The following is a 23,732-nucleotide window of genomic DNA, read 5'->3' as shown; positions in this document are numbered from 1 at the left end:
TCGGCCCCGGGCGCGCCAGGGCCACCCACACCCTCTGCCCCCCCCCCCCGCCCGGGTGGGGGACGTCGGCCCGGCCGACTTCCCACTCCCGCACGCGGACCCCTGCCATCGGATCCGTGCCACCGGATCCCGTCTCCGGACCCCTGCCACCGGACGCCGGTCCGGTCACCCGCCCGACGCTGGCAGAATTGGCCTGTGATCGACGCAAGACGGCTGCGGACCCTGCGGGCCGTGGCGGACCACCGCACCGTGACCGCCGCGGCGGCCGCCCTCTACCTGACCCCCTCCGCGGTCTCCCAGCAGCTGACCGCCCTGGAGCAGGAGACCGGCCACCACCTGCTCGCCCGCGAGGGCCGGGGTGTGCGGCTCACCGCCGCCGGCGAGATCCTGCTCGGTCACGCCGACGCCGTGCTGGCCCAGCTGGAGCGGGCCGAGGCCGACCTCGCCGCGTACAGCGCGGGCGTCGCCGGCGAGGTCACCGTCGCCTCCTTCGCCACCGGCATCGCGCTGGTCCTGGCCCCCGCCATCGGCACCCTCGCCACCCGCGCGCCCGGCGTCCGCCTCAAGGTGCTGGACGCGGAGGGCGACGCGAGCCTCCCGATGGTCCTGGACGGCCGGGCCGACCTGGCCGTCGCCGTCGAGTACCGGGGCGCCCCGCGGGCGGACGACGCCCGGCTCACCCGGGTACCGCTGTACGCCGAGCCCTTCGAGGCGGTCCTGCCGCTCGGCCACCCGCTGGCCGCCGGGCGGGGCCCGGTCGCCGTCGCCGACCTCGCCGACGAGCCGTGGATCGGCCCGTACCCGGGCAACCCGTGCCATGACGTGGTGCTGCTGGCCTGCGAGCACGCCGGCTTCCAGCCGCGGCTGGTGCACTCCTCGGACGACTTCCGCGCCGTCGTCGCGCTCGCCTCGGCGGGCGCCGGGGTCGCCCTGGTACCGCGTTCCGCCCTGCGCGGGGTGGACCTCGGGCAGGTCGCGGTCCGACCGGTGGACAGCGACCTGGCCACCCGGCGGGTCTTCGCGGCCGTCCGGGCCGGCGCGGACGGGCACCCGCTGATCCGCCCGGTGCTGGACGCCCTGGCCGAGGCGGCGGCGGCCTCCGCCTGAGGCGTCCCTGCCGGTCCGACCGGTCCGACCGGCCCGCCGTGCCCGCCGTGACGGGAACTGACGGGCCGACAGGCCCCCGCCGGATCCCGGTCGCGGGCGGGGCGTACAGTGCGCACTGTGAACGAACTGAGCTTCCGGGGGAAAGACCGGTATCGTCCGTCGCGGTCGCAACTCGTGCTGATGCTGGTCGTGTTGGCGGTGGAAGGCGTCGTCGCCGCCCGCCGGCTCGGCCCGGCGGGCTCCGTCTGGCTGCTCGTCGGCACCGTCGCGCTCGTCGTCCCCGCCCTCTACTCCACGCTCCGGTGCTGGACCACCGTCGGGCCTGCCGGAATCACGATCTGCTGGGGCTTCGGCCGTGGACGCACCTACTCCTGGCAGGAGGTGCAGTGGATCGACGTGCGGGAGACCAGCAGCGCGGCCGGGACGTCGGAGGCGGCCCGGATCATCCTCAGGAGCGGGCGCCGCCGCGCCCTGCCCGGGCTCTACCGCAGCGACCTGTACCCGGCCCCCGACTTCGACGAGCAGCTCCAACGCGTCGTCGACCGGTGGGAGGCGAGCACGGACCCGGCGGCCCGGGTCCAGCCGCCGAAGCGCCTGCGGGACCGGCTGAAACCCGGGGTGGCCGGAGCCGTCGTCGGGATCCTGATCGCGGTCGTCATCGGGCTCGTCGTGGTCGCGTAGAGCTGGGGTCCGTCTTCAAGCTCCCGTGGTTCGCCCGGTCGCCAAGCAGGCGGGAGTTTGAAGACGGACCCTAGCGCCGAGGCCTGGAGCCGAGGCCCCGGCGCGGGCAGGGCCCACGGCTACGGGGCGGGGGTGGCGGCCTGGATGGGGGGACCGGTGAGGAGGGTGCCGGTGTCGGAGTAGGGCCAGCCGTTCGGCACGCAGCCGTGCAGGCCCTTGATCTGCTGCATCATCACCGGCGCCGGCTGGCCGGGACCGGGGCAGTCGACGTGGCCGAGGCCGAGGACGTGGCCGACCTCGTGGTTGACCGCGAGCGCGTGGTAGAGCTCGGGCTGGCCGGTGTAGAACTCCGTCAGCTCCTTCCAGCGCTTGACGTTGATCACCACCTGGTGGCCGACGCCGCAGTTCACCCAGCCGCCGGTGTCCAGCCCGTACTGGCCGCATATCCGGTCGGTGGTCTCGGGGGTGGCCAGGTAGACGGTGAAGTCCACCGGGTCGGCGGGCATGCGCTGGAAGGAGCGGGTGCCGTCCGCCGTCCAGCCATGCCGGTTGCCGAGGACCGCGTCGACCTCGGCGGCGAACTGCCCGGGGCTCTCCTTGAGACCGTCCTCGGCCCGCACCTTGTAGCGGAGCAGCTGCTCACCGGTGCCGAAGCGGGGGGAGCCGCCGGCGGCCGTGGTGAACTTCATCGGCTTCGGCCCGCTGACGGCCGGGGTCCACGGGTGCCACCACAGCAGGCCGGCGGTCACGGCGGCGACGACCGCCAGGGCGAGCGCGCCCCGCCAGGCCCTGCGCCGGCGGGTGCCGTCGCCCGCGGGATCCGGCGGGGAGGCCTCGCCGCGCCGGAGGCCGGCGAAGGCCTTCACCGGCCGCTCCCGGTCGCGGGGTGGCCGTGCGACCGCAGGGTCCGCCGGAGGGCGGACGGCTGCAGCTGCGGCCTCGGCAGGGCGGTGGCGACCGGTCGGGTCCGGGCTGGGGCATGGGTGGACATGGTGGTGCTGTGACTCCTGTACGGGGATCAAACGCGTGTACGGCTACGCAAGAAGGGACGAGCCGGACCGGGTCGATGGTTCGATTCCACGGGGCGATGGGTGGTTTCATCCCGGATTCGACGCTTTCGGGCGCGGCCGGCCGTCGGTGGAAGACCGGCAGGGGTGGCGACTCGTCCTCGCCCGACCCCGGCGGGCTGCGGACCACCCGCCGGAGCCGCGGATCACTTCACGATCAACTTAGGTAAGGCTATCTTAAGTATACGAGCCGTCAGGGAGCTGCCAATGGCAGGCCGGCCCTGCGGCAGGAAGCTGACGATGCGTCAGAATATGGGGGAGGCTGCCACTATGTCGGATCAGTTCCATGGATTGCGTACGGCCGCGCCGGGATCGCCGTCGGCCCGGCGCGCTGCTCGCACCCCGCTGCCGGGGGGCGGCGGCCCCGTGCTCGGACCGGTCGACACCGACGTCGACGCCCTCGGCCCGACCGCCCCGGGACTGCTGGTGCTGAGCAGTTTCCTGATGGCACGCACCGGGCGGTCCGCCCGCCGGCTGCTCGCGGGCAGGGCCGCGTGTCACGGATTCAAACTCTGGCACGTGATGGTGCTCTGTGCCCTCCAGGACGTGCCCAGCCTCTTCAAGGCGGAGCTGGCCGAACGGCTCGAACTCACCTCCTCCGACGTGGCCAGGGTGGTGGACGACCTGGTGGCCGCCGGCTACGTCACCTGCGGCCGCGCCGAGGAGGACCGCCGCCGCGTGATGGTGCGGCTCACCCCGTCGGGCCGGGAGGCCGCGGCCCTGGTCAACAGCGACCTGTCGGCCGTCGAGGACGACGTCCTCGCCCCGCTGTCGGTGGCCGACCGAAGGCGCCTGGCCCACATGCTGACCCGACTCTTCGCCCACCTCAACGACGGCCGCGACACCGCCCGCCCCACCCGCCGCCCGTCCCTGCCGGGCGCCTGAGCCGCGTGCCGGGGTGCCGCGTGCCGCGCCCTCCGCGCAGGGCGCGGCACGCCCCCGCCCCACCGGCGTGCGTCCGACGGCCGTGTGCCCGGTGGGACTTTGCAAACACGCCCTGGCTCCCCGCACAGACCGCCCGCGCGGGACCGAGGCATGATGGAGGCATGCCCGACCCGACCCGCCACGCCGTCCGCCACGACCGTCCCGCGGCACCGCGGCGATGAGCCGGCCTCAGCCTCCGACCGCCCACGGCGCCGGATTCACGTTCGTGGGCCGCGATCTCGTCCTCGCCCGCGCCCGCGACGCGCTGTCCCACCCGCCGGCCGTGCTCGTCGTCGAGGGCGAGGCCGGCATCGGCAAGTCACGCCTGGTGGCCGAGGCCGTCGCGGCCCAGGCCGGGCCGGGGCGTGCGGTACTCAGCGGCCTCTGCCACCCGCTGCGCGAACCGCTGCCGTTCGGCCCGGTGGTCGACGCGCTGCGGGACGCCGCCGCCCTGCTGCCCCCGCCCGAGCAGCTCCCTCCCAGCGCCGGAGCACTCCGCTGGGTGCTCCCCGATCTCGCCCCCTCCCTGCCCCCCGCGCCGTCCGGCGGCGAGGGCCTGCTCTCCGGGCGCCATCTGCTGGTCCAGGGCCTGCGCGCGCTGCTCGGCGCGCTCGACGACGCGATCCTGGTGATCGAGGACCTGCACTGGGCCGATGACGCGACGCGGGACCTGCTGCTCCAACTGGCCCGCGACATGCCGCCGCAGCTCGCCCTGGCGGTCACCTACCGCGCCGAGGACATGCCACCCGACGCCCCGGCCTTCGGCGCGGCCTACCGCCGCCCGCCCGGCGTGGCCGGGGCACTGATCCGGCTGGGCCCGCTGACCGAGTCGGACGTCCACGAGCTGGCCCGCGCCGCGCTCGGCCCGCGTGCCACGTCCGACCTCGCCCGGGTGCTCTTCGACCGCAGCCAGGGCCTGCCCCTGACCGCCGAGGAGGATCTGCTCGCCATCGCCGAACGGCCCCGGGCCGAGGCCCGGCCAGGCGGCCGCCCGGGCGGTGCCGACCAGAGCGCCGACCTGGCCGCCGACCTGGCCCGGCGCGACGTGCCGCAGGGACTGCGGGACGCCGTCACCGAACGGCTCGCCCGCCTCAGTGCCGACGGCGCCGCCGTCGTCGCGGCCGCCGCCGTCCTCGCCGTCCCCGCGGACGAGGACCTGCTGACCGCCGTCGCCGGGCTGGACGCCACCGCCGGTGCGCACGGCCTGACGGAGGCTCTGCACGCGGCCGTCCTCCACGAGAGCGCCCCCGACCGCTACGCCTTCCGCCACGTGCTGGCCCAGCAGGTCGCCTACCGGCGCGCTCCCGGTCCGCAGCGCCGGGTCCTGCACCGCAGGGCGGTCGAGGCCCTGGACACCCGCGTCCCCCGGCCGCTGGTCCAGATCGCCCACCACACGCTGGCCATGGGCGACCGCCGGGCCTGGCAGGACCTCGCCCAGGCCGCCGCCGACCAGGCCGTGGCCCTCGGCGACCCGGGCAGCGCCCGGACGATGCTGCGCAGCCTCCTCGACGAACCGGGCCTCGACCCGCAGCGGCGCGGCCGGGCCGCACTGGCCCTGGCCCGGATCGCGGCCGACGACGTCGACCCGACGGCCAGCATCCAGATCCTGAGCGGCATGATCGCCGACCCCAGGCTCCCGGTCGCCGACCGCGGCGAGATCCGCCTCGCGCTCGGCTTCCTCACCGCCGTCCACAGCGGCAACCGGGCCGGGTTCGACCGGATCCGGGAGGCCCTGGACGAGCTGGAGGAGCGCCCCACCCGGGCGGCCCGGGCCATGGTGGCGATCGCCATGGACGAACGCGACGGCGCCGGCCGGCACGCGGCGGCCTGGCTGTCGCGGGCGGACAGCCTGCTGGCGACCAGTCCGGACGAGGACGTCGCCGCCGCGGTACGGGCCACCACCCTCACCTTCCTGGCCCGGGACGGCGACCCGGCGGTATGGGACCGGCTGGACGAACTGCCCCGGTCCTCCGAGCGCCCCGAGGTCATGCGACAGACCACCCGGGCGCTGTACAACACGGGTGAGGTCGCCATCGAACTCGGATTCGACCGCCGGGCCTCCCACCTGCTGGCGGAGAGCCGGCGGCTGGCCCGGCAGACGGCCATCCCGTACCTGGAGTGCTACAGCCGCCTCGCGCTGATCCGGCTGGACATGCTGGCCGGCCGCTGGCAGCAGTTGGAGCAGCGCTTCGACAGTCTGGGCGCGGAGTTCGACGACCTGGCCATGGCCGGGGCCGAACGCTCCCTCCTGCTCGGCCGACTGGCCGCCGCCCGCGGCCGACTGGCCCTGGCCCGCGAGGAGTTCGAGATCGCCGGCCGGTACGGCCAGCGAGAGTCGCAGGTCACCGCCGCCCTGCGCGCGGCGGCCGGGCTCGCGGGCCTGCAACTGCTGGAGGGCGATGCCGTCGCGGCCGCCGCCACGGTCGACCCGGCCCTCACCACCGCGCGCCAGGCCGGCGCCTGGGCCCGTACCGCGGAACTGCTGCCGGTCGCCGTCGAGGCGCTCATCGCCACCGGCGGCCACGCCGCGGCGGGCGCCGTCACAGCGGACGCCGCGGCCGCCCTCACCGACCGGGACGCGCCCGCCGTGGCGGCGGCCCTCGACCTCGCCCGGGGCCTGCTGCTGACCGCGGCCGGGGAGCCCGGCGCCGACCAGGCGTTCACCCGGGCCCGGGACCAGTGGCACGACATCGGCCGGCCGTACGAGGCGGCCCGCGCCGACGAGCGGATCGCCGCCGCGCTCGCCCCGCACGACCGCGCCCGGGCCGCTGAGCGGATCGCCGCCGCGGAGCGGGTCTACCTCGCCGTGGCGGCGACCTCCGACATCGCCCGCTGCCAGAAGCTCCGCCGCGACCTGGACCTCGGCAACACCGGCTCGCCGGGGCGGCGCGGCTACGGCAAGCGCCTGTCACCGCGCGAGCGGCAGGTCGCGGAGCTCCTCGCGCAGGGGGCCGGCAACCAGGACATCGCCCAGGCCCTCTTCCTCTCCCCCCGGACCGTCGAGCACCACGTGGCGAGCGTGCTCCACAAGCTGGGCACGAGCCGGGCCGAGACGGCGGGCGCGCTCGCGAAGGCCGACGCGGAGGACGCCGGGGACGGCGCGGCGGACGGTACGCCGGTCTGACCCGCGGGGCCTGCGTTCTCCTGCGTCCGACTGCGGGGCCTGCGTCCGACTGCGGGCGTCGACGGGGGATCACGGGGCGGCGTGGCCGACCGCGTCGGCGGGCGTACGGACGGGGCGCCGCCCCGGCCGTTCGAGGGCGGCTCACCCAGTGTTCACCCGGGTCGATAGGTAGTCCCCCGCATTGATCCGGCAGGTCCGGGCCGGTTCCCTAGAGGTGCTGGCGAGAAGGGCCGCCGCGCCCCCGACCACGAAGGCTTCGATGACATGAGTGCACGCCACTACTCGCTCAACCCGCCCGCCGCCCCGCTGTGCGGCCCGGAGCACGCCCGTGCCACGGTGTGGATCTCCCCCTCCCCCCGCAGGGGCGCCCACCACCCGCTCGCCCTGGTCCGGCTGGCCAGGCTGAGCCGTCCCGGCACGGTCTGACCGGCCGCCCCGGCCGCCCCGGCCCCCCCGGCCGTCCGTGCGAGCGGGGCGGGCGGGGAGCGGTGCCCCTGCGGGCAGGTGTGCTGTGCGACGGGCAGCGCCCGGCGAATAGGGTGGGTGCGGCCGATGATCACCCGTACCCGCAGGAGAGCCGATGAGCCCGACCCCTGTCCCCGATGCCCCGCTTCCGGTCGGAGTGATCGGACTCGGCGATATCGCCCAGAAGGCCTACCTGCCGGTCCTGGCCGCTCTGCCGGGTCTGGATCTGCGGCTGATGACCCGGGACCGGGCGAAGCTCGACCGGATCGGCGAGACCTACCGCATCGACCGGGCCCAGCGGTTCACCGATCTCGGTGAGCTGATCGGCAGCGGGATCCGGGCCGCGTTCGTGCACGCGGCCACGGACCAGCACGTCCCGATCGTGGAGCAGCTGCTCACCGCCGGCGTCGACGTGTACGTGGACAAGCCGCTCGACTACACCCTGGACGGCTCCCGCCGGCTGGTCGACCTCGCCGACCGCACGGGCCGCTCGCTGATGGTGGGCTTCAACCGCCGCCACGCGCCCGGCTACGTCCAGGCGAAGGAGCGCCCGCGCGACCTGATCGTGCTGCAGAAGAACCGCGAGGGCCTGCCGGAGGCGGCCCGGACCCTGGTCTTCGACGACTTCATCCACGTCGTGGACACCCTGCGCTTCCTCCTCCCCGGCGAGATCGAGCACGTGGACGTCCGTTCCCGGGTGCGCGGCGGCCTGGTGGAGCACCTCGTCCTCACCCTGTCCGGAGAGGGCTTCACGGCGCTCGGCATCATGAACCGGGTCTCCGGCTCCACCGAGGAGGTCCTCCAGGTCTCCGGCGGCGACTCCAAGCGCGAGGTCCACAACCTGGCCGAGGTGATCGACCATCGCGGCCAGCCCACCGTCCGCCGCCGCGGCGACTGGGTCCCGGTGGCCCGCCAGCGCGGCATCGAGCAGGTGGTCCTCGCCTTCCTCGACGCCGTCCGCACCGGCAGGACCCTCGACGCCCACGACGCCCTGCGCACCCACGAACTCTGCGAGCAGATCGTCCACCACCTGGAGGGGTAGGGCACTTGACGGTCTGCCGGGTCTGGTGAACGGTGAGCTCAGCAGACCCGATCCTGGAGGTTCCCGTGCCCCTGCACCTTGTCGGCGCCGATCCGCTCGGCGGCCCTGCGACGGTCTGGCTCAACACCGACACCGGTGCCCTGGTCATCAAGGGGCTCGAATCGACCGAGGACGAGCGGGGCGGTCGGCCGGTGCCGGAGGGGATGCGGTCGGTGACCCTGCCCGACCGGATGAAGCCGATCATCCTGGAGGCGATGGAGCTGGCCCGCGTGCTCGGGCTCGACTGACGCCCCGGTACCCGCCCGCAGCCGCGGGCGGGCGCCGGGGCTGATGCCCGGGTCGGTGCTGGGCCCAACGCAGCTCCGGCCCGGGCTCCGGACCCTACGGTGCGTCCGCGGGGTCGGCGGCGCTGACCGGGACGTCCGGGTGCCTGAACCAGGAGCCCTGCACCGCCCACTGGACGAGCATCAGCACGCCGCCGAGAAGCAGCGCGCCGATTCCGATCACGGTCACGCCGCCGGTCTCCCCGAAGATCGGCAGGTCGATGGAGGTGGAGCCGTAGTCGGGGTCGGCGTAGACGTCGAAGGCGCCGTAGCAGAAGAAGTACAGCAGCATCAGGGCGCCGAGCAGCGGTGCCAGGCCCTTGAAGACGAAGTCGCGGACGCTGCGGGTCAGCACCTTGCGGTAGTACCAGACGCAGGCGAAGCCGGTCAGACCGTAGTAGAAGGCGATGGCCAGGCCCACCGACGCGATCGAGTCGGCGAGGACGTTGCCGCTGATCGCCGTGAGCAGCACGTAGAAGGCGATGGATGCCAGCCCCATGGCGACGGTCGACCAGGTCGGGGTGAGGTGCCGGGGGTGGACCCGGGCGAACTGGGTCGGGATGGCCTTGTGCGCGGCCATCGAGAAGGTGGTCCGGGCGGTCGGCAGGATGGTGGTCTGGGTGGAGGCCGCGGAGGAGGTCAGCACCATGAAGATCAGCAGCTTGGTGAGGAACCAGCCCAGTCCGACACTGCCGAAGACGGCGCCGCCCAGTGCGGACAGCACGTCGTCCGAGTTGTCCTCGTTGCCGAGTCCGATGCCCTCCGTGCCGATGCCCGCGAAGGCCTGCGAGGCGACGGTGACCAGTGCGTAGATGACCAGCAGCAGGACGGTGGAGATGACGGCCGCGCGCCCGGGGGTGCGGGCCGCGTCGGCGGTCTCCTCGTTGACCGAGACCGCGGTGTCCCAGCCCCAGTAGATGAAGACGGCGGCCAGGACGCCGGCGGTGAAGGCGCTGCTGGAGGAGACCTCGAAGGGGTTGAACCAGGAGGCGGAGACGTGGATCGCGGTGTCCGGCGGGTGGTCGCCGTAGACCTTGACCAGCGCGGTCACCGACAGCAGCATCAGCATCACGACCTCGACGCACAGCAGCCAGCGCTGCAGGGCAGCCGAGATCTCGATGCCGATGTAGCAGATCCCGGTCATCACGATGATCCACAGCACGCCGGCCACGGTGGTCCACGCGGTGCTCTCGGCGAGGCCGTCGAAGCCGAACAGCCGGAAGCCGTACACACCGGCGATCTGCGCCAGGTTGGCCATCACGATGATGTCGGCGACCACGATCCCCCAGCCGCCCAGCCAGCCGGTGCGCGGTCCGAAGGCACGGGCGCCCCAGGTGAAGGTGGTGCCGCAGTCCGGGTCGGAGGCGTTGAGCTCCTTGTAGGCGTAGGCGATCAGCAGCATCGGGATGAATGCCAGGACGGTGATGATCGGGGCCTGCAGGCCCACGCCGGCCACGATGATGCCGAGGGTGGCGGCCAGGCTGTAGGCGGGGGCGGTGGAGGCCAGGCCGATGGCGACCGAGGAGACCAGGCCGAGGGCGCCGGTCTTCAGACCTTTCTCACCTGCCCGGGAACTGACCACGGTGGGTGCGGAGGGCGGAGGCGGAGTGTGGCGTCCAGGGGGGCCACTCATCGTTCCCACCTCCTGATCTTGTGCGCGGAGGTACGGACGGGGCCGGACCTCAGCGTGCGACCGGGGCCGGACCATCTCAGCGTACGCCCGGGACCCGTGGGTTTCCTGGGGGGCGCGAGACGGCCCCACGGCCGCAGCCGACCAGGCACAGGGAGCGGGAGTTGGGCGCAGAGCCGGGCCGGGGCGGCTCCTCCGGGGGAGGGGCCGTCCCGGGCGGTGCGGGGTCGCTCAGGTGGCGATGCCGCAGTACTGCTGCTGCTTGCCGATCGCGCGGTACATGCAGTCGGCCGTCTCCACCAGTCGCAGCACGGCCTCGCGGTTGCGGCTGGTCTCCCGGCCGATCACCTCGTCGGGCGGGTAGAAGCCGCTGCTGCCGTTGGGGCCGGGGTACATCTCGAAGGTGTAGGCGAAGACCCGGTGGACGCCCCACAGCCAGTCGTCGATCGCGCCGTCGGTGATGTACAGGTCGCTCGACTGCTCGGGCGTGTAGCCGTTGGTGCCGGCCATGGTCCGCCCGAAGGTCGCGAAGGTGTTGTACTCGTCGGCGGTCATCCCGGTCGCCGTGTTGGCGGTGGTCCAGCCGAACGGCCAGAGCACCAGCTGGCTGTAGGTGTGGAAGTCGATGGCGGCGGTGATCTGCTGCTTGCCGCCGACCACGCGGGTGCGGACGAAGTCGGCCACCACCTTGGTCTCCTTGGCGGACTCGGGGGCGCCGCCGCGGTAGGTCTCGCTGGAGGTGGAACCGGAGGAGCCTCCGCAGCAGCCCCACTTGTAGTCCCAGTTGCGGTTCAGGTCGGTACCGACGCTGCCGCCGCTGTTGGGCTGGCGGTCCTTGCGCCAACTGCGGTAGCGGCCGGTGGCGATGTCGTACTCGCCGCCGTCCGGGTTGAGGTCGGGGATCACCCAGATCTCGCGGCTGTTGACGGCGTTCGCGATCCGGCTGTCGGTGGCGTACTTGTCGCCGAACTCGTGCAGCAGGTAGAGGGCCATCTCGACGGTGAGGTGCTCACGGGCGTGCTGGTGGGCGGTGAACAGCACCTCGGGCTCGTTCTCGTCGGTGCCGACGTTGTCGCTGATCTTGACGGCGACGATCGGCCGGCCCTCGTAGGAGGTGCCGATGACGCGCTTGCTCATGATGTCGGGGTGCGCCGCGACGACGGCGTCGACGTCGGCGGCGGCCTCGGCGTAGTTGTGGTACCCGGAGTCGGCGGACGGGAAGTCGTACACCGCTGCGCCGAGCGACTCCTCGCCGGCCCCGGCGGCGCCGCCCTGGACGGGCAGCGGGGTGGGGAGCCAGCCGAGGGCGCGCAGCCGGGCGAGCTCGGCGGGGGTGGCGGTGACCACCACCGAGTCGGTCCGGACGGCGTCGACGGAGGCACCGGTGGCGGCGACGGCAGTGCGTTCGGCGACGGTGCGGGGGCCGTCGAGGAGGTACTGCCGGGCGGTGTCGGCCGCCGCGGCCGTGTCGGTGGTGACCGGGTGGGCGGAGACCTGGGTGGTGAGCGGGGAGGCGAGTGCGAGGGCCAGCAGGATCGCGGTGACCGCGGCAGGCCGCCCTCGGCGGGGCAGTCGCATGACTGTCCTCCTGTGGGGGGTCCGTAGGGACGGAACAGGGGAGGAACTGAGGCGCGCGCCAGCATGATGGTCCGTCAGTGTCATGGATTCGTCAATGCGTGCCGCAGGCCGTTCTGTCGTCCTGGCCTTGAGGGATCCCGCCCGGCGGGGCCGGCCCCGGGGTCGTGCCCGGCCGCCGGTGGCGCCGCTGTCATCGCCGGACTCCGCGAGCCGGCCGTGGGGTGGCCGGGGGCTCGGGGCGGGGCGGTGGGCGCCGAGGTGATGCGAGGTAGCGCAACGTGGATGTGGCATGTACGCTGCGTGTCGCTGGGAGAACATTATGCGGGCCTGGTCGCTACTCCGTGGGGGAAGTCACGTCCAGGCCCGGCCGCCAGCCAGGGGCCCGGTTGCGCTCGTGGGGGAGCTTCAGCCGGGCCCATCGGCGGGTACTGAGGGTATGCCCGGTCTGACGTCGTTTCAGTCATGACAACTGCTCAAGAAAAGGGCGGATCCGGTCGGGTTCTTCCGGTGACGGTCCTTCGGGGCGGGTGGGCGGGCGTGACGACAACGGCCCCGCCTGTCGACGGGGCCGCCCGTGACCTGCCCGATCGCCCGCCGGTCCGGCCCGGCGCCGGGTGTGGTGAGGCGCCGTCAGGCACGTCGCCGGGTCGCCGGACCAGCGGGTCGCAGGTTCGGTTGATCGGTTGATCGGTTGATCAGTGGGTCGGTGGGTCAGCAGGGCACCAGGACATCGGTGGTGACCGGGGTGGTGTACCGGCCGAAGGACGAGACCGAGAACGAGGCGTGCGCGGTCGAACCGCACGCCACCGCCCCGCCCACGGCGCCGACCTCCAGCGGCTGGGTCTGGAAGGTGACGGTCCGCTGCAGCGTCCCCAGGGTGGTGTCCGTGCCGGCGTCGGCGGTCAGGACCACGTTGAGCTGCTGCGGCTGGGGGAACGGGCTGCCGGGGCTCGGTGGTCCGGCCAGGCCGATCTGACCGGTGAACCGGACGGTTCCGGAGCTCACCGTGGTGCACAGCTTGGTCGCCAGGCCGGACTGTAGCCGGTACTCGCAGGTGGTCGCGGGCGTGCCGGTGGGGTCGGTGGGGTCGGAGGCCGTGGCCGCACCGGCCGGAGCCGCGACGATCAGGGCCGTTCCGAGGGCGCCGAGGGCGGCGGCTGTCGTGAGCATCCTGTGGATCATGAGGTCCTTCTTCCGGGTGTGCGGAGGCCGCCTGGACCGTCCAGGAAACCGTTGCAATGTGATATTGCACTACGGGACTTTAGCTGAGGCATCGTCAGATGGAAAACCAGGAGGCGAGTTGGCGAAAAACCGAGGCACGGCGAACCGGCCGGCCGACCGACGGGTCGAGCCGGTTGAGTGGTGGCGTGGTTGAGCGGCCGACCGGATGGGGGCGGCTCCGGGGCCCCGGGACGGCGGTTCAGGCGCGGGGCGCCCCGGGCGAGGCGCCCCGGCGCGGTGGCCCCGGGCAGGGCGTCACTCGGGCCCGGGTCGCCCCGGGCGGGGTGTGCCTCAGGCCCAGGGCAGTGCGGCGCGGGTGTGCCAGTACGCCTCGGCGGGCTCGGCGAGCGGGGCGAGCGCCGCCAGGTCCGCGGGCGCGGGGTCGAGGCCGGCGGCGGTGAGGTTGGAGGACAGCTGCCCGGCGGTGGCCGCGCCGGAGAGCACGACGTCCGCCCAGGGCTGGGCGGCGACCGCGGCCAGCGCCAGCGCGTCGCAGGACGTGCCGGCCCGGTCGGCGGCGGCGCGCAGCGCGGCCGTGTCGGGCCCGGTGGCGTTGCGGTCGGCGAGCCGGCCGTTGGCCATGCCCTCCTTCACCACCACCAGCCAGCCCGCCGCGTGCGCCTCGGCCAGCGCCGGTCCGGCGGACGGCTCCAGCAGGTTCCAGGTGGACTGGACGGCGGCGAACAGCGGCCGGCCCGCCACGGACACCTCCAGCGCGGCCCGGACGGTGGCGGCCTGGGCCGGGCCGCTGGTGGACAGGCCGACCCGGACGCCCTCGGCGGCCAGGTCCGCCAGTCGGGCGTGCAGCTCCGGGTCGGTCAGCGCCGGGCTGTCCGGGGTGACCGAGTGCACCAGGTACACGTCCAGCCGCGGGCCGAGCAGCGCCCTGGTCTCCTTGATCTGGCGGTCGAACACCGCCACCGAGTGCTCCTTCACCTCGTGCACGGGCACCCCGGACGCCCGCCAGTCGGCGGTGTAGGTGTAGCCCCACTTGCTGCCCACCACCGAGTCGGCCGCGCACTGCGGCCGGGCGGCGAGCCACCCGCCGAGGAACTCCTCGGCGCGGCCGTACGACCGGGCGGTGTCGAAGTACCGCACCCCCGCCGCGTAGGCGGCGTCGAGCAGGTCGTGGGTGCGCGCCCGCAGCGCCTCGACGGTGCGTTCGGCGGGCAGGTCGAGGTCGCGCCCGAGCGTGATGTAGCCGGGCCGCCCGACCGCGGCCGTGCCCAGGCCGAACCGCGCGAGCGGCGGGGTGTCGGCGGGTCCGGTGGCGGGTGCGGTCGGCATGGCGAAGGTCCCTTCGGCGGTTGCGGCGGGCGGCGGCCGAGCGGCCCCGCCCGCACCGACCCTATCCGCCACCCGCCCGCGGACCGCCCCTGACCTGCCCTGACCCGATCCGACCTGATCCGGCCCGTCCCGACCCCGCCCAGAGCCGCCCGGAGCCGCTCCGACCCGACGGCGCCCCCGGTGAGGAGGGTGCGGGCGAGGAGTGGGTGTGGGGGCGAGGGAGGGCGGTGGGTAGGTTGGTGGCCATCGACCGAGGAGATCCGCCGTGCCTGCCCGCCCCAGCGTTCTGTTCGTGACCGACCTCGCCTACCAGGCCCGGGGCCGGCGGTACTGCGACGAGGACATCGAGCTGTCCTCCCGCCTCCGCGCGGACTTCGACCTCGCCCTGTGCCACCCGCTGGAGGCGGCCGCGCTGATGGACGGCTTCGACGCCGTGGTGGTCCGCAACAGCGGTCCGGTGCTGCACTACCAGGAGCAGTACGAGGCGTTCCGGGAGCAGGCCGCGGCGCGCGGTACCCGGGTCTACAACCCGCTGTCCGGCCGCGGCGACATGGCCGGCAAGCAGTACCTGCTGGACCTGACAGCCGCCGGGTACCCGGTCATCCCCACCGTCGACCGGCCCGAGGACCTCGGTCTGCTCGGCGGGACGGGCCGGTACGCCGTGAAGCCGAAGGCAGGGGCGGACTCCATCGGCCTGCGCTTCGTCGGGGAGGACGAGCTGGTCGCCCTCGCGTACGGCGACGTGCTGGTCCAGCCGCACGTCGACTTCCGCTACGAGGTGTCGTTCTACTTCGTCGACGACGCCTTCCAGTACGCCCTGCACGCCCCCGACCCGGACCGGCGCTGGGTCCTGGAGCCCTACGAGCCCAGCGGGGCGGATCTCGCCTTCGCCCGCCGCTTCGTCGAGTGGAACACCCTCGACCACGGCATCCAGCGGGTGGACGCCTGCCGTACCCGGGAGGGCGGGCTCCTCCTGGTCGAGCTGGAGGACCTCAACCCCTACCTGTCCCTGGACCGCGTCCCCGAGCCGGTCCGCGACGCCTTCGTCACCGCGCTGACGGCCTCCCTCCACCGCTTCCTGGGCACCCCGCGGGCCCTCTGAGCAGCCCCCGGAACCTCCTGGGAAGCATCTGGCAGCCCCTGAGCGCGCGCCGAACGCGCGCCGAGCAGGCAGAGCGGGCGCGGATCGGCCCGGCGGCGGACACCCTGGTCCGCCGCCGGGCCGGATCGGTTCAGCACCGAGGGTTCAGCACTGAGGCCGCCTGCCGTGGTTGGCTGCGTGCTTCCGGCGGCCCTTCTTCTTCCGGCGTCGCTTCGACGACATGGCCACTCCTCCCTGCTTCGCCCCCCGTCCAACGTCTCACACCGGCGCCCGGCCGTCGCGTCGGCGAGGGGCGGTCCGCGAGGGGTGGCCCGAGAGGGGGGTCGGCGAGGGGCGGTCGCCCAGGAACGGTCCACGCCGTCCGCGCGCGACGGGCTCGGCTCCCTCACCGACCGTAGCCGCCGGACGGGCCCGGGGGCGGCCCCGGGCGGACCGGTCGGCGCGGCCCCGCGGCACCGGTAGCCGCAGGCCGGGGGCGGTGGGGAGGGTCGCGCCGGAAGTCCTGCCCGAAGGTGCCATGAGTGCTGCCCCGAGTGACTCACCGTCAGAAGTTGTCATGTCCGAGGGATAGGATCTTGGTTCCGCGCGGAACGCCGCGTGAGGTGACGAGGCAACAGGAACAGGGGTCCTTCGGCATGGTGAAGACCGGGTTTGTGCGTTCGGCGGCGGTCGCGGTGGTCGGCGCGCTGCTGGTGGCCGGCGCCGGGGCGGGCAGCGCCGCCGCGGACCAGGTGGCGGCCGCGGCGCCGACGCCGGACCGGACCGCGGTGCGTGCGGCACTGCAGAACACCCTGAACGCGGGTGCGCCGGGCGCGTTCGCCGTGATCCGGGACCACGGCAACCCCGAGCTCGGCTGGTCGCTGAGCCTGGGCAAGGCCGACCTCGACGGCACGCCGATGAACGCCGACTGGCGGTTCCGGGTGGGCAGCAACAGCAAGATGTTCGGCGCGGTGCTGGTGATGCGGCTCGTCGAGCAGGGCCGGATCGACCTGGACAAGCCGCTGCGCGACTACCTCCCGGAGGGCACGCTGCCGGCCGACTGGGCGATGACCGTCCGGCAGGTGATGCAGCACCGCGCGGGCGTCTTCGACCACACCAACGACCTCCTGGAGCAGTCCGGCGAGGAGACCACCAGCGCCTTCGAGGCGCGCATCCGCAACAACGTCTACACCCCCCAGGAGCTGGTGGCGGACTCGGTCCGCCACGGGGTCCAGTACACGCCGGGCACCCGGTACTCGTACTCGAACACGGACTTCGTGCTGCTGGGCCTCGCGGTCGAGCACCTCACCGGCCGCCCCTACGCCGACGTGCTGCGCGATGAGGTCATCAACCCGCTGGACCTGCGCCGGACTTCCTTCGTCGTCCCGGACAAGGGCATCGCCGGCTCGCACATCACCGGCTACCTCACCAACGACGACCGCAGCAAGCCGCTGCTGGACTCCACCGAGCAGACCGCGTCCTGGCTGTGGAGCGCCGGGGCGGTCATCTCCTCGGCGAGCGACATGGACCGCTTTCTCACCGCGCTGCTGGCCGGCAGCGCCGGCGGACTTGTCACGGACGAGTCGCTGGCGCAGATGACCAGCGCGCTCCCCACGCCCACCGCGACGATCGGGTACGGGCTCGGCCTGCGCCGGATCTCGCTCTCCTGCGGGACGGTCTTCGGCCACGGCGGCATCGTCCAGGGCTACCAGACCCAGAGCTTCGTCACCCCGGACGGCAAGCGCAGCGTCGTCGTCTTCGCCAACGCCTCCAACAACGGTGCGGTGACGCAGGGGCTGATGGGCGCGCTGGAGCCCGCCTTCTGCGGTAAGAAGCCGGCCGCCGCCGCGCCCCGCACCGCCCTGAACGCGCCCGCGTCGGGTGCGCGGCAGGACGGCGCCGGCGCGGCGAACGGCCACCTCGTCCCGGTGGTGGAGGACACCCGGATCTGACCGCGGGGCACTGCGGCCACCGTGGCCGCAGTGCCCTCGGGGACCCTCCGGGGTTGTCCCCGGGGGCCCCGGTGGCTCAGCGCGGCGCTCGGTGGCCGCAGCGGAACAGCGGTTCGCGGGTGTCGAAGGGGACGTCCTCGCGGGCGGCCTCGACGGCGGCCATCGAGGACGGCAGGTCGAAGGGGAGCACGCCGGGCGGCTCGGTGCGGCCGAGCGCGGCGTCCAGCACCACCTCGTCCGAGGCCCCGAACTCGCCGATGAGCAGGGCGGCGTGGGGCGCCAGCGGGGTGAGCACGGCCGGCCGGTCGAGGTGGACGGCGAAGGCGGTGGGGGTGGCGGCGGCGATCGCGAGCAGCCGGTCGGCCTCCGCGGGCGGGTACTCCAGCGAGCCGCTGTGGAAGAAGGGCTCCAGGAAGCCCTCGCGCGGCTCGTACGGCGCGGCGATCCGGATGACGGCGGCGTCGGCGTCCTCGGGCCGGTCGACGAGGGTGCCGTAGGACGCGGCGGTCGCGGGGTCGATCCCCTCGACGTACAGGCGCGGTCCGGTCACCGGCTGCCCGGCGAGGTGGACCAGGGAGCGCTGCTGCACCCGGCGGCCGAGGGCGCGTCCGGCCGGGGTGCCGACCGTCTCGGCCGCGGCGTCCGGGTCGACGTACGGGTCGTCGAAGAGGCCGAGGCGGAACTTGTCGCGCAGGATCCGCCGGGCGGACCGGTCGATCCGCTCCTCGCTCACCGCGCCGGAGCGGACGGCGGCCAGGATCAGCTCCGGGTCGCTCTCCCCGCCGAGCTGGTCGGCGCCGGCGTCCAGGGTGAGGACCACCTGCTCGGCCACCGAGAGCTGCTCGACGCCCCAGTTGCGCGGGGGCAGCGTGACGATGCCGGGGACCTCCATGCCGGTGATGGCGTTGAAGTCGGTGCAGACCACGCCGTCGAAGCCGTAGCGCCCGCGCAGCAGACCGGTGATGACGTCCCGGTTGAAGTTGGCGCCGACCTCGGACACACCTGCCTTGGACGGGATCGCGTAGGCGGGCATGATCTGTGCGGTGCCGGCCGCGAAGGCCGCCTCGAAGGGGCGCAGGTGGTGCTCGAACGCGCCGCCGGGGTAGACCAGTCGGCGGCCGGCGGTGAAGTGCGAGTCCTCGCCGCCCTCCTGCGGGCCGCCGCCGGGGAAGTGCTTGGTCATGCAGGCGACGCTGTCCGGGCCGAGCCGCTCGCCCTGGAGGCCGCGGATGTAGGCGGCGATCATGCGGGACGCCCGGTCGGCGTCCTCGCCGAAGGTGCCGCTGATCCGGGCCCAGCGCGGTTCGGTGGCGAGGTCGGCCATCGGGTGGATGGCGAGCCGGATGCCGACGGCGCGCAGCTCGCGGCCGATCAGGGCGGCGTACTCCTCGACCAGGGCGGGGTCGTCGGTGGCGGCGAGGCCGATGGGCTCCGGGCCGGCGCTGAAGCCGCCGCCGGTGAAGGAGGTGGCGGGGTTGGTGGTGAAGCCGTGCCGGGGGTCGGAGGCGAGGGTGGCCGGGATGCCGAGGCGCTCGGCGGCGGCGAGGTCCTGGACGTGGTTGTTCCACTCGGCCATGGTGCGGGCGTCGGGGACGGCCATCATGGCGAACGCGGTGAGGCCGCGGTCGCCGATCAGCGCGGCGCCGGAGGGGAACGGGCCCTGGTCGCCGGGGAGCATCCGGGCGTGGCACATCAGGGCGGCCTTCTCGGCGAGGGTCATCCGGCCGAGCAGGTCGTCGACGCGCTCCTCGACGGGCAGCCGACGGTCCTCGTAGGGCTCCATGGTGCCGTTGTGGTTGAGGTCGCGGAACGGGGTGCCGTCGTGGTGGCGCAGGGTGGTCAGCATGCGACGACCTCCGCGGCGGCCTTGGCGCGGAAGGCGTCCAGGGTGGCGGGGGCGACGCCGCAGGCGGTGAGGAACGCGGCGGAGCCGCCGTGCCGGGCGCGGACGAGGTCGAGGAAGACGGCCATCGCCTCGGCGGGGGCCTCCAGCAGCGGGGCGGGGACGTGGAACTCCCGGCTGTCGTTGAGGGCGGCCCGGTGGCGCTCGGCGAGGCCCGCGAAGATCTGCGGCAGCGCCTCGGTGGTGCGGGCGTAGTCGGCGACGATCCGCTCGGCGGGCACGTCGAGGAGGTCGAGCAGCAGGGCGGTGAGCAGGCCGGTGCGGTCCTTCCCGGCGGCGCAGTGCAGCAGGACCCCGCCGGGGCGGGCGGCCGCCTCGACGGCGGCGGCCAGGGCCCCGGGCGTGGTCTCGGCCATCAGCAGGTAGAAGGCGCCCAGGTCGGCGGCGGTGGTCATCGTGCGCATGGCGGCGTCGAGGGCGTCGCCGGTGGGCTCGAACCGGGCGGCGACGACGGTGACGCCGGAGGCCTCGGCGGCGGCCCAGTCGGCGGTCTCGCACTCGGCGGTGCCGCGCAGGTCCACGATCGTGCGGATGCCGGCGGTGTGCAGCTGCGCGACGACGGCCTCGTCGGCGGCGGGGAAGGGCTGGGCGGAGCGGTAGAGCGCACCGGGGCGGATCCGCAGGCCGTCGGGGTCGGTGAGGACGGCGGGGTCGCGGAAGTTGACCAGGGACATGCGGGACCTCTCGGTGGAGCGGGCGCGGGCGAGCGGGTTCTCGCCGCGGCGCGGGCGGGGTCGAATCCGTCGGGGTCGAATCCGGGGGAGTGGGGCCGCCGGACCGGAACCGGTGGGCGGCGGACCGGCGGAGTGGGGCCGGTAGGTGGGAAGGGGTCGCGCGACCTCTACGGGGTCGGCGGGCCCGGGGCGGATTTCGCCGCCGTTGGCAGCGAATCACGCCCGGTCAGGGCCGTTCAAGGGGCGTGCCAAGTCTTCGATGGCCCGTCACTGGAAGTTTGCACAACTGCCTTTTGGCAGTACTGCCACTTCCGGGGCGGGGTCGGTGGCGGGGGCGGAAAACGCCACCGCCGCACCGGTGGAGACTGCCCGTCGGGCACCGGTGCGGCGGTTGGCGGTCCGAGCCACAGGGGCGGTCGGACGAGCTTGGTTGGTCGGTCAGACGGGCCGGGCCGCGTCGCGGGCGCAGCGGAATCCGGCGTGGCCGCTGGAGCTGTCGGGGGTGTTGGCGCTGCGGGCGGCGACGCGGTACCGGTTGCAGTAGGACTTGTGGCACATGTGGGAGCCGCCGCGGATGACCTTGGCCGAACCGGTCGCCGGGCCGGTGGGGCCGGGCAGCGGCCGCTGCGCCGGGTGCTCGGTGGTCCACCAGTCGGCGCACCACTCCCAGACGTTGCCGGACACGTTGTACAGGCCGAAGCCGTTCGGCTCGAACGCGTCGACGGGGGCGGTGCCGCGGTGGCCGTCCGCGGCGGTGTTCCTGGTGGGGAAGGTGCCGCGCCAGATGTTGCAGCGGTAGGTGTCGTCCGGATTCAGTTCGTCGCCCCACGGGTAGCGGGCCTGCTCCAGGCCGCCGCGGGCCGCGTACTCCCATTCCGCTTCGGTGGGCAGGCGCTTGCCGGCCCAGGACGCGTAGGCGTGGGCGTCGTTCCAGGAGACGTGGACGACGGGGTGGTCGCCGCAGTCCGCCACGGAGCTCCCCGCCCCCTCCGGGCGGTTCCAGGCGGCCCCGGTCACCGCGCACCACCAGGGGGTGCGCTCCACCCGGGCGGCCGCGCGGCGGTGCTCGGCGGGGAGGAAGCCGGCGAAGACGTAGGACCAGCCGAGCTGTTCGGCCTCGGTCCGGTAGCCGGTGTCGGCGACGAACGCGGCGAACCGGTCGTTGGTGACGGCGCAGGTGTCGATCAGGAACGGGTCCAGCCGGACGCGGCGCACCGGGCCCTCGCCGTCGTCCGGGAACCCCTCGCGGTCGTCGGTGCCCATCAGAAACTCGCCGCCGGGCAGCAGCACCATGCCGTCCGGGGAGCCCTCCGTGCGGGCGGGGGCGACGTCGAGCAGGCGGATCGGGCCGCCGCCGCGCGAGGGTGTGCAGCAGGGCGCCGGGACCGGGGACGAGGACATGGGCTACTCCGGAGGTCGGACCGGCCGGCCGTGGTACGGCCGGCCGGGATCGGGGCGGGATCCGCGGTGGGACCGGGACGGGGGCGGGGGGCGGGGGTGGGACCGGGGCGGCTGCCCCTGCGTCAGGACGGGTGCCGGATGGACCGGGCCCGCATCAGAGCGCGGCGAGCTCCTCGGCCACCAGGCGCAGCGCGGACACGTCCGTCAGGCCGCCGGCGAGTGCGGCGACGTCGATCAGCGGGGTCGGGCCCAGGAACTGGAGGAACTCGGAGTCGACGATGCCGGGCAGGTGCCTGCGCAGCACCTCGACGGCGGCCGGGTCGGAGAGCAGGCCGAACACCGGGGTCCGCAGGGAGAGGCGTCCCGAGGGGTAGTCCTCCGGGCTGGGCAGCGGTTCGGCGGCCTTGCGGGCCTGCTCGTGCTGGGCGCGCACCAGCAGGTGCTGCCCGCCGACCGGGCCCTCGGCGGGCAGGCCGAGCCGCTCGTACTGGCTCGGCGGGGCGTCGCCCGCGCGCAGCAGCTCCACCAACAGGGTCGCCATCCGCTGCTCGACCGCGTCGTCGACGATCGGGGTGCGCTGCTCGGGGTCGGTCTCCAGGTCGAACAGGAGGGTGCCGTGCTGGTGGGGGTTGATGAAGGTGCGGCCCTTCAGGCGCAGCGTGCGCACGCCCTTGGTGAAGGTGAACGGCTCGGCGAGCTCCAGGTCCGCCAGCTCGGCGGGGGTGAAGCGGCCGCGCATGTGGGTGGGCATCAGGGTGTGCTCCAGCAGCGGCGTGTTGTCCGGCGAGGCCGGGGCGCGCATGTAGACGTACCGTCCGTCGGCGGCGTTGACGTGCCCGCCGTGGACGCCGAACAGCGCCGCCTCCCGCACGGGGGTGTCGGCGGCGACCGGCAGCGGGCTCCCCTGGACGTCCGCCGGCCGGTCGACGCCGAAGTACTCCAGCAGCGTCGGCGCGAGGTCGATCGTCTGGACCAGGGACTGCCGGCGCTCGCCGGCGGCACCGGCCCGCGGGTCCCAGACGAACAGCGGGAGGTGGACGAGCTCGTTGTACCAGGGCTGCACGACCTTGCCCCACCAGCCCTTCTCACCGAGCAGCAGGCCGTGGTCGGTGTTGACGATCAGCAGCGTGTCGTCCCAGAGGTCCTGCTCGTCCATCAGGTCGAGGACCCGGCCCAGCGACCGGTCGCACATCGACAGCAGCGCCGCGTACTCCAGGCGGGCGTGCTCGACCTGGCCGGGGGTCTCCACCACGCGCTTGTAGTCGGGCCAGTCGAAGTGCGGGCCGTCGTAGTCGTGCGGGTAGAGGTCCTTGTAGCGCTGGTGGCTGAAGAACGGCTCGTGGGGGTCGAAGGTCTCGATCTGGACGAACCACCGGTCGGCGTCCCGGTTGGTGCGGATGAACTCCAGGCCGGCGTCGAAGGTCAGCGTCTGCGGGTGCCGGTCCTCCGTGGTGAGGTACGAGCGGTTCACCCAGTCCTGCCGGTAGGCCTCGAAGCGCAGCTTCTTCAGGTCCTCGGGGGGTTCGGGGTCGGCCACGTGCCCCTTCCAGGGGTCGCCCTCCTGACCGCGGAAGAACTCCCAGGTGCTGTAGCGGCCGTGGTACGTGGCGCCGCCGTCCTCCCAGTAGTGCGGGTGGTCGCTGACCAGGTGGGTGTACACGCCGTTCTGCTTGAGCAGTTCGGGCATGGAGTCGTCGAACGGCTCCAGCGGGCCCCAGCTGCGGTGCAGGAAGTTGTACCGGCCGGTGTGGATCTCGCGGCGGGCCGGCATGCAGGGCATCGAGCCCGCGTAGGCGTTGTCGAAGGTGACCGACCGCTCGGCGAGGCGGGCGAAGTTCGGGGCGTGCGTCCAGTCCCCTCCGTACGGCGGCAGCATGTGCCGGTTGAGGCTGTCGAACATGACCATGATCGCCTTCATCGGGCGTTCTCCTCTCCAGCCGGCGCGGCCTTCGCCTCCGGCTGCCAGTGCTCAGGGTGGTGGAGCGGGCGCTCCGGCCGGGCCGCCCGGACATCCACCGGGCCGGTCGGGCCCGCCGGATCGGTCGGGCCCCACCGGACCGGCCGGATCGCCGCCGCGCGGCTCGGCGGCGAAGGCGAAGATCATCCAGGTGCACAGTGTTCTGGCCGTCGGCCGGGGGCCGTCAACGGCTGTGACGTTCATTTATCAGGCCGTTCACCGGGCGAAACAGGCCGCCGTGCGGTGCGGCGCCGGGGCGCGGTGCCGACGGGACGGCGCAAACGGGACGGTGCAGAGGGCGCGGTGCAGAGGGCG

18 protein-coding genes are annotated in these 23,732 nt (G+C 74.2%); 9 read left to right on the top strand and 9 right to left on the bottom strand.

Features of this window, described 5'->3' with window-relative positions; all coding sequences use genetic code 11:
* The first annotated feature begins 195 nt into the window (after nt 1-195).
* The gene (locus ACFVVX_RS09020; RefSeq protein ID WP_387943054.1) at nt 196-1,107 is read left to right on the top strand and encodes a LysR family transcriptional regulator; all 912 of its coding nucleotides are present in this window, start codon (nt 196-198) and stop codon (nt 1,105-1,107) included.
* Nucleotides 1,108-1,287: 180 nt separating this feature from the next.
* Nucleotides 1,288-1,788: a hypothetical protein gene (locus ACFVVX_RS09015; RefSeq protein WP_387943052.1), complete on the top strand. Its 501-nt coding sequence runs from the start codon at nt 1,288-1,290 to the stop codon at nt 1,786-1,788.
* Between the two features lie 119 nt (nt 1,789-1,907).
* On the opposite strand, the gene ACFVVX_RS09010 is transcribed toward ACFVVX_RS09015, so the two are convergent.
* Nucleotides 1,908-2,654, bottom strand: coding sequence for a DUF3152 domain-containing protein (locus tag ACFVVX_RS09010; protein ID WP_387943050.1), 747 nt, complete (start codon nt 2,652-2,654; stop codon nt 1,908-1,910).
* Between the two features lie 471 nt (nt 2,655-3,125).
* Between ACFVVX_RS09010 and ACFVVX_RS09005 the strand changes: the two genes are divergently transcribed.
* The 5 genes from ACFVVX_RS09005 (at nt 3,126) to ACFVVX_RS08985 (ending at nt 8,697) form a co-directional block, all read left to right on the top strand.
* Entirely contained in the window at nt 3,126-3,740 is a 615-nt protein-coding gene (locus ACFVVX_RS09005) for a MarR family winged helix-turn-helix transcriptional regulator (RefSeq protein ID WP_387943048.1), read from the top strand.
* A gap of 265 nt (nt 3,741-4,005) precedes the next feature.
* Nucleotides 4,006-6,903, top strand: a complete 2,898-nt coding sequence (locus tag ACFVVX_RS09000; RefSeq protein WP_387943047.1) for an AAA family ATPase — start codon at nt 4,006-4,008, stop codon at nt 6,901-6,903.
* Nucleotides 6,904-7,167: 264 nt separating this feature from the next.
* Nucleotides 7,168-7,329: a hypothetical protein gene (locus ACFVVX_RS08995; RefSeq protein WP_387943045.1), complete on the top strand. Its 162-nt coding sequence runs from the start codon at nt 7,168-7,170 to the stop codon at nt 7,327-7,329.
* Nucleotides 7,330-7,483: 154 nt separating this feature from the next.
* On the top strand, nt 7,484-8,410 hold the full coding sequence (locus tag ACFVVX_RS08990; protein ID WP_387943043.1) for a Gfo/Idh/MocA family protein: 927 nt from the start codon (nt 7,484-7,486) through the stop codon (nt 8,408-8,410).
* A 65-nt stretch (nt 8,411-8,475) separates the two neighbouring features.
* The gene (locus tag ACFVVX_RS08985) at nt 8,476-8,697 is read left to right on the top strand and encodes a hypothetical protein (protein ID WP_387943041.1); all 222 of its coding nucleotides are present in this window, start codon (nt 8,476-8,478) and stop codon (nt 8,695-8,697) included.
* Nucleotides 8,698-8,791: 94 nt separating this feature from the next.
* Here the strand turns inward: ACFVVX_RS08985 and ACFVVX_RS08980 are convergent, their stop codons facing one another.
* The 4 genes from ACFVVX_RS08980 to ACFVVX_RS08965 form a co-directional block, all read right to left on the bottom strand.
* The gene (locus ACFVVX_RS08980; protein ID WP_387943039.1) at nt 8,792-10,315 is read right to left on the bottom strand and encodes an APC family permease; all 1,524 of its coding nucleotides are present in this window, start codon (nt 10,313-10,315) and stop codon (nt 8,792-8,794) included.
* Between the two features lie 279 nt (nt 10,316-10,594).
* Complete coding sequence (locus tag ACFVVX_RS08975; protein WP_387943037.1) at nt 10,595-11,941, bottom strand: M14 family metallopeptidase; 1,347 nt, start codon at nt 11,939-11,941, stop codon at nt 10,595-10,597.
* 711 nt (nt 11,942-12,652) lie between these two features.
* On the bottom strand, nt 12,653-13,111 hold the full coding sequence (locus tag ACFVVX_RS08970; RefSeq protein WP_387943035.1) for a hypothetical protein: 459 nt from the start codon (nt 13,109-13,111) through the stop codon (nt 12,653-12,655).
* Nucleotides 13,112-13,453: 342 nt separating this feature from the next.
* Entirely contained in the window at nt 13,454-14,449 is a 996-nt protein-coding gene (locus ACFVVX_RS08965; protein ID WP_387943033.1) for an aldo/keto reductase, read from the bottom strand.
* A 265-nt stretch (nt 14,450-14,714) separates the two neighbouring features.
* On the opposite strand from ACFVVX_RS08965, the gene ACFVVX_RS08960 reads away from it, so the two are divergent.
* Together ACFVVX_RS08960 and ACFVVX_RS08955 are read left to right on the top strand one after the other, a co-directional pair.
* Nucleotides 14,715-15,551, top strand: coding sequence for a hypothetical protein (locus ACFVVX_RS08960; protein WP_387943031.1), 837 nt, complete (start codon nt 14,715-14,717; stop codon nt 15,549-15,551).
* Nucleotides 15,552-16,153: 602 nt separating this feature from the next.
* A complete protein-coding gene (locus tag ACFVVX_RS08955) occupies nt 16,154-17,482 on the top strand; it encodes a serine hydrolase domain-containing protein (RefSeq protein WP_387943030.1) in 1,329 nt (442 codons plus the stop codon).
* Between the two features lie 76 nt (nt 17,483-17,558).
* Here the strand turns inward: ACFVVX_RS08955 and ACFVVX_RS08950 are convergent, their stop codons facing one another.
* From ACFVVX_RS08950 to ACFVVX_RS08935, 4 genes are all read right to left on the bottom strand, one after another.
* Nucleotides 17,559-19,328: a glycoside hydrolase family 3 protein gene (locus ACFVVX_RS08950; protein ID WP_387943028.1), complete on the bottom strand. Its 1,770-nt coding sequence runs from the start codon at nt 19,326-19,328 to the stop codon at nt 17,559-17,561.
* The gene (locus tag ACFVVX_RS08945) at nt 19,322-20,059 is read right to left on the bottom strand and encodes a tyrosine-protein phosphatase (RefSeq protein ID WP_387943026.1); all 738 of its coding nucleotides are present in this window, start codon (nt 20,057-20,059) and stop codon (nt 19,322-19,324) included. The genes ACFVVX_RS08950 and ACFVVX_RS08945 overlap by 7 nt, the downstream gene beginning before the upstream one ends.
* 438 nt (nt 20,060-20,497) lie before the next feature.
* A complete protein-coding gene (locus ACFVVX_RS08940) occupies nt 20,498-21,460 on the bottom strand; it encodes a formylglycine-generating enzyme family protein (protein ID WP_387943024.1) in 963 nt (320 codons plus the stop codon).
* 154 nt (nt 21,461-21,614) lie between these two features.
* Entirely contained in the window at nt 21,615-23,378 is a 1,764-nt protein-coding gene (locus tag ACFVVX_RS08935) for a sulfatase (protein WP_387943022.1), read from the bottom strand.
* Nucleotides 23,379-23,732 lie beyond the last annotated feature (354 nt).

Source organism: Kitasatospora sp. NPDC058170, assembly GCF_042883905.1.
Classification (GTDB): domain Bacteria; phylum Actinomycetota; class Actinomycetes; order Streptomycetales; family Streptomycetaceae; genus Kitasatospora.
Note: the sequence above shows the minus strand (reverse complement) of the source record. Positions and strands in the feature narration are given on the sequence as shown.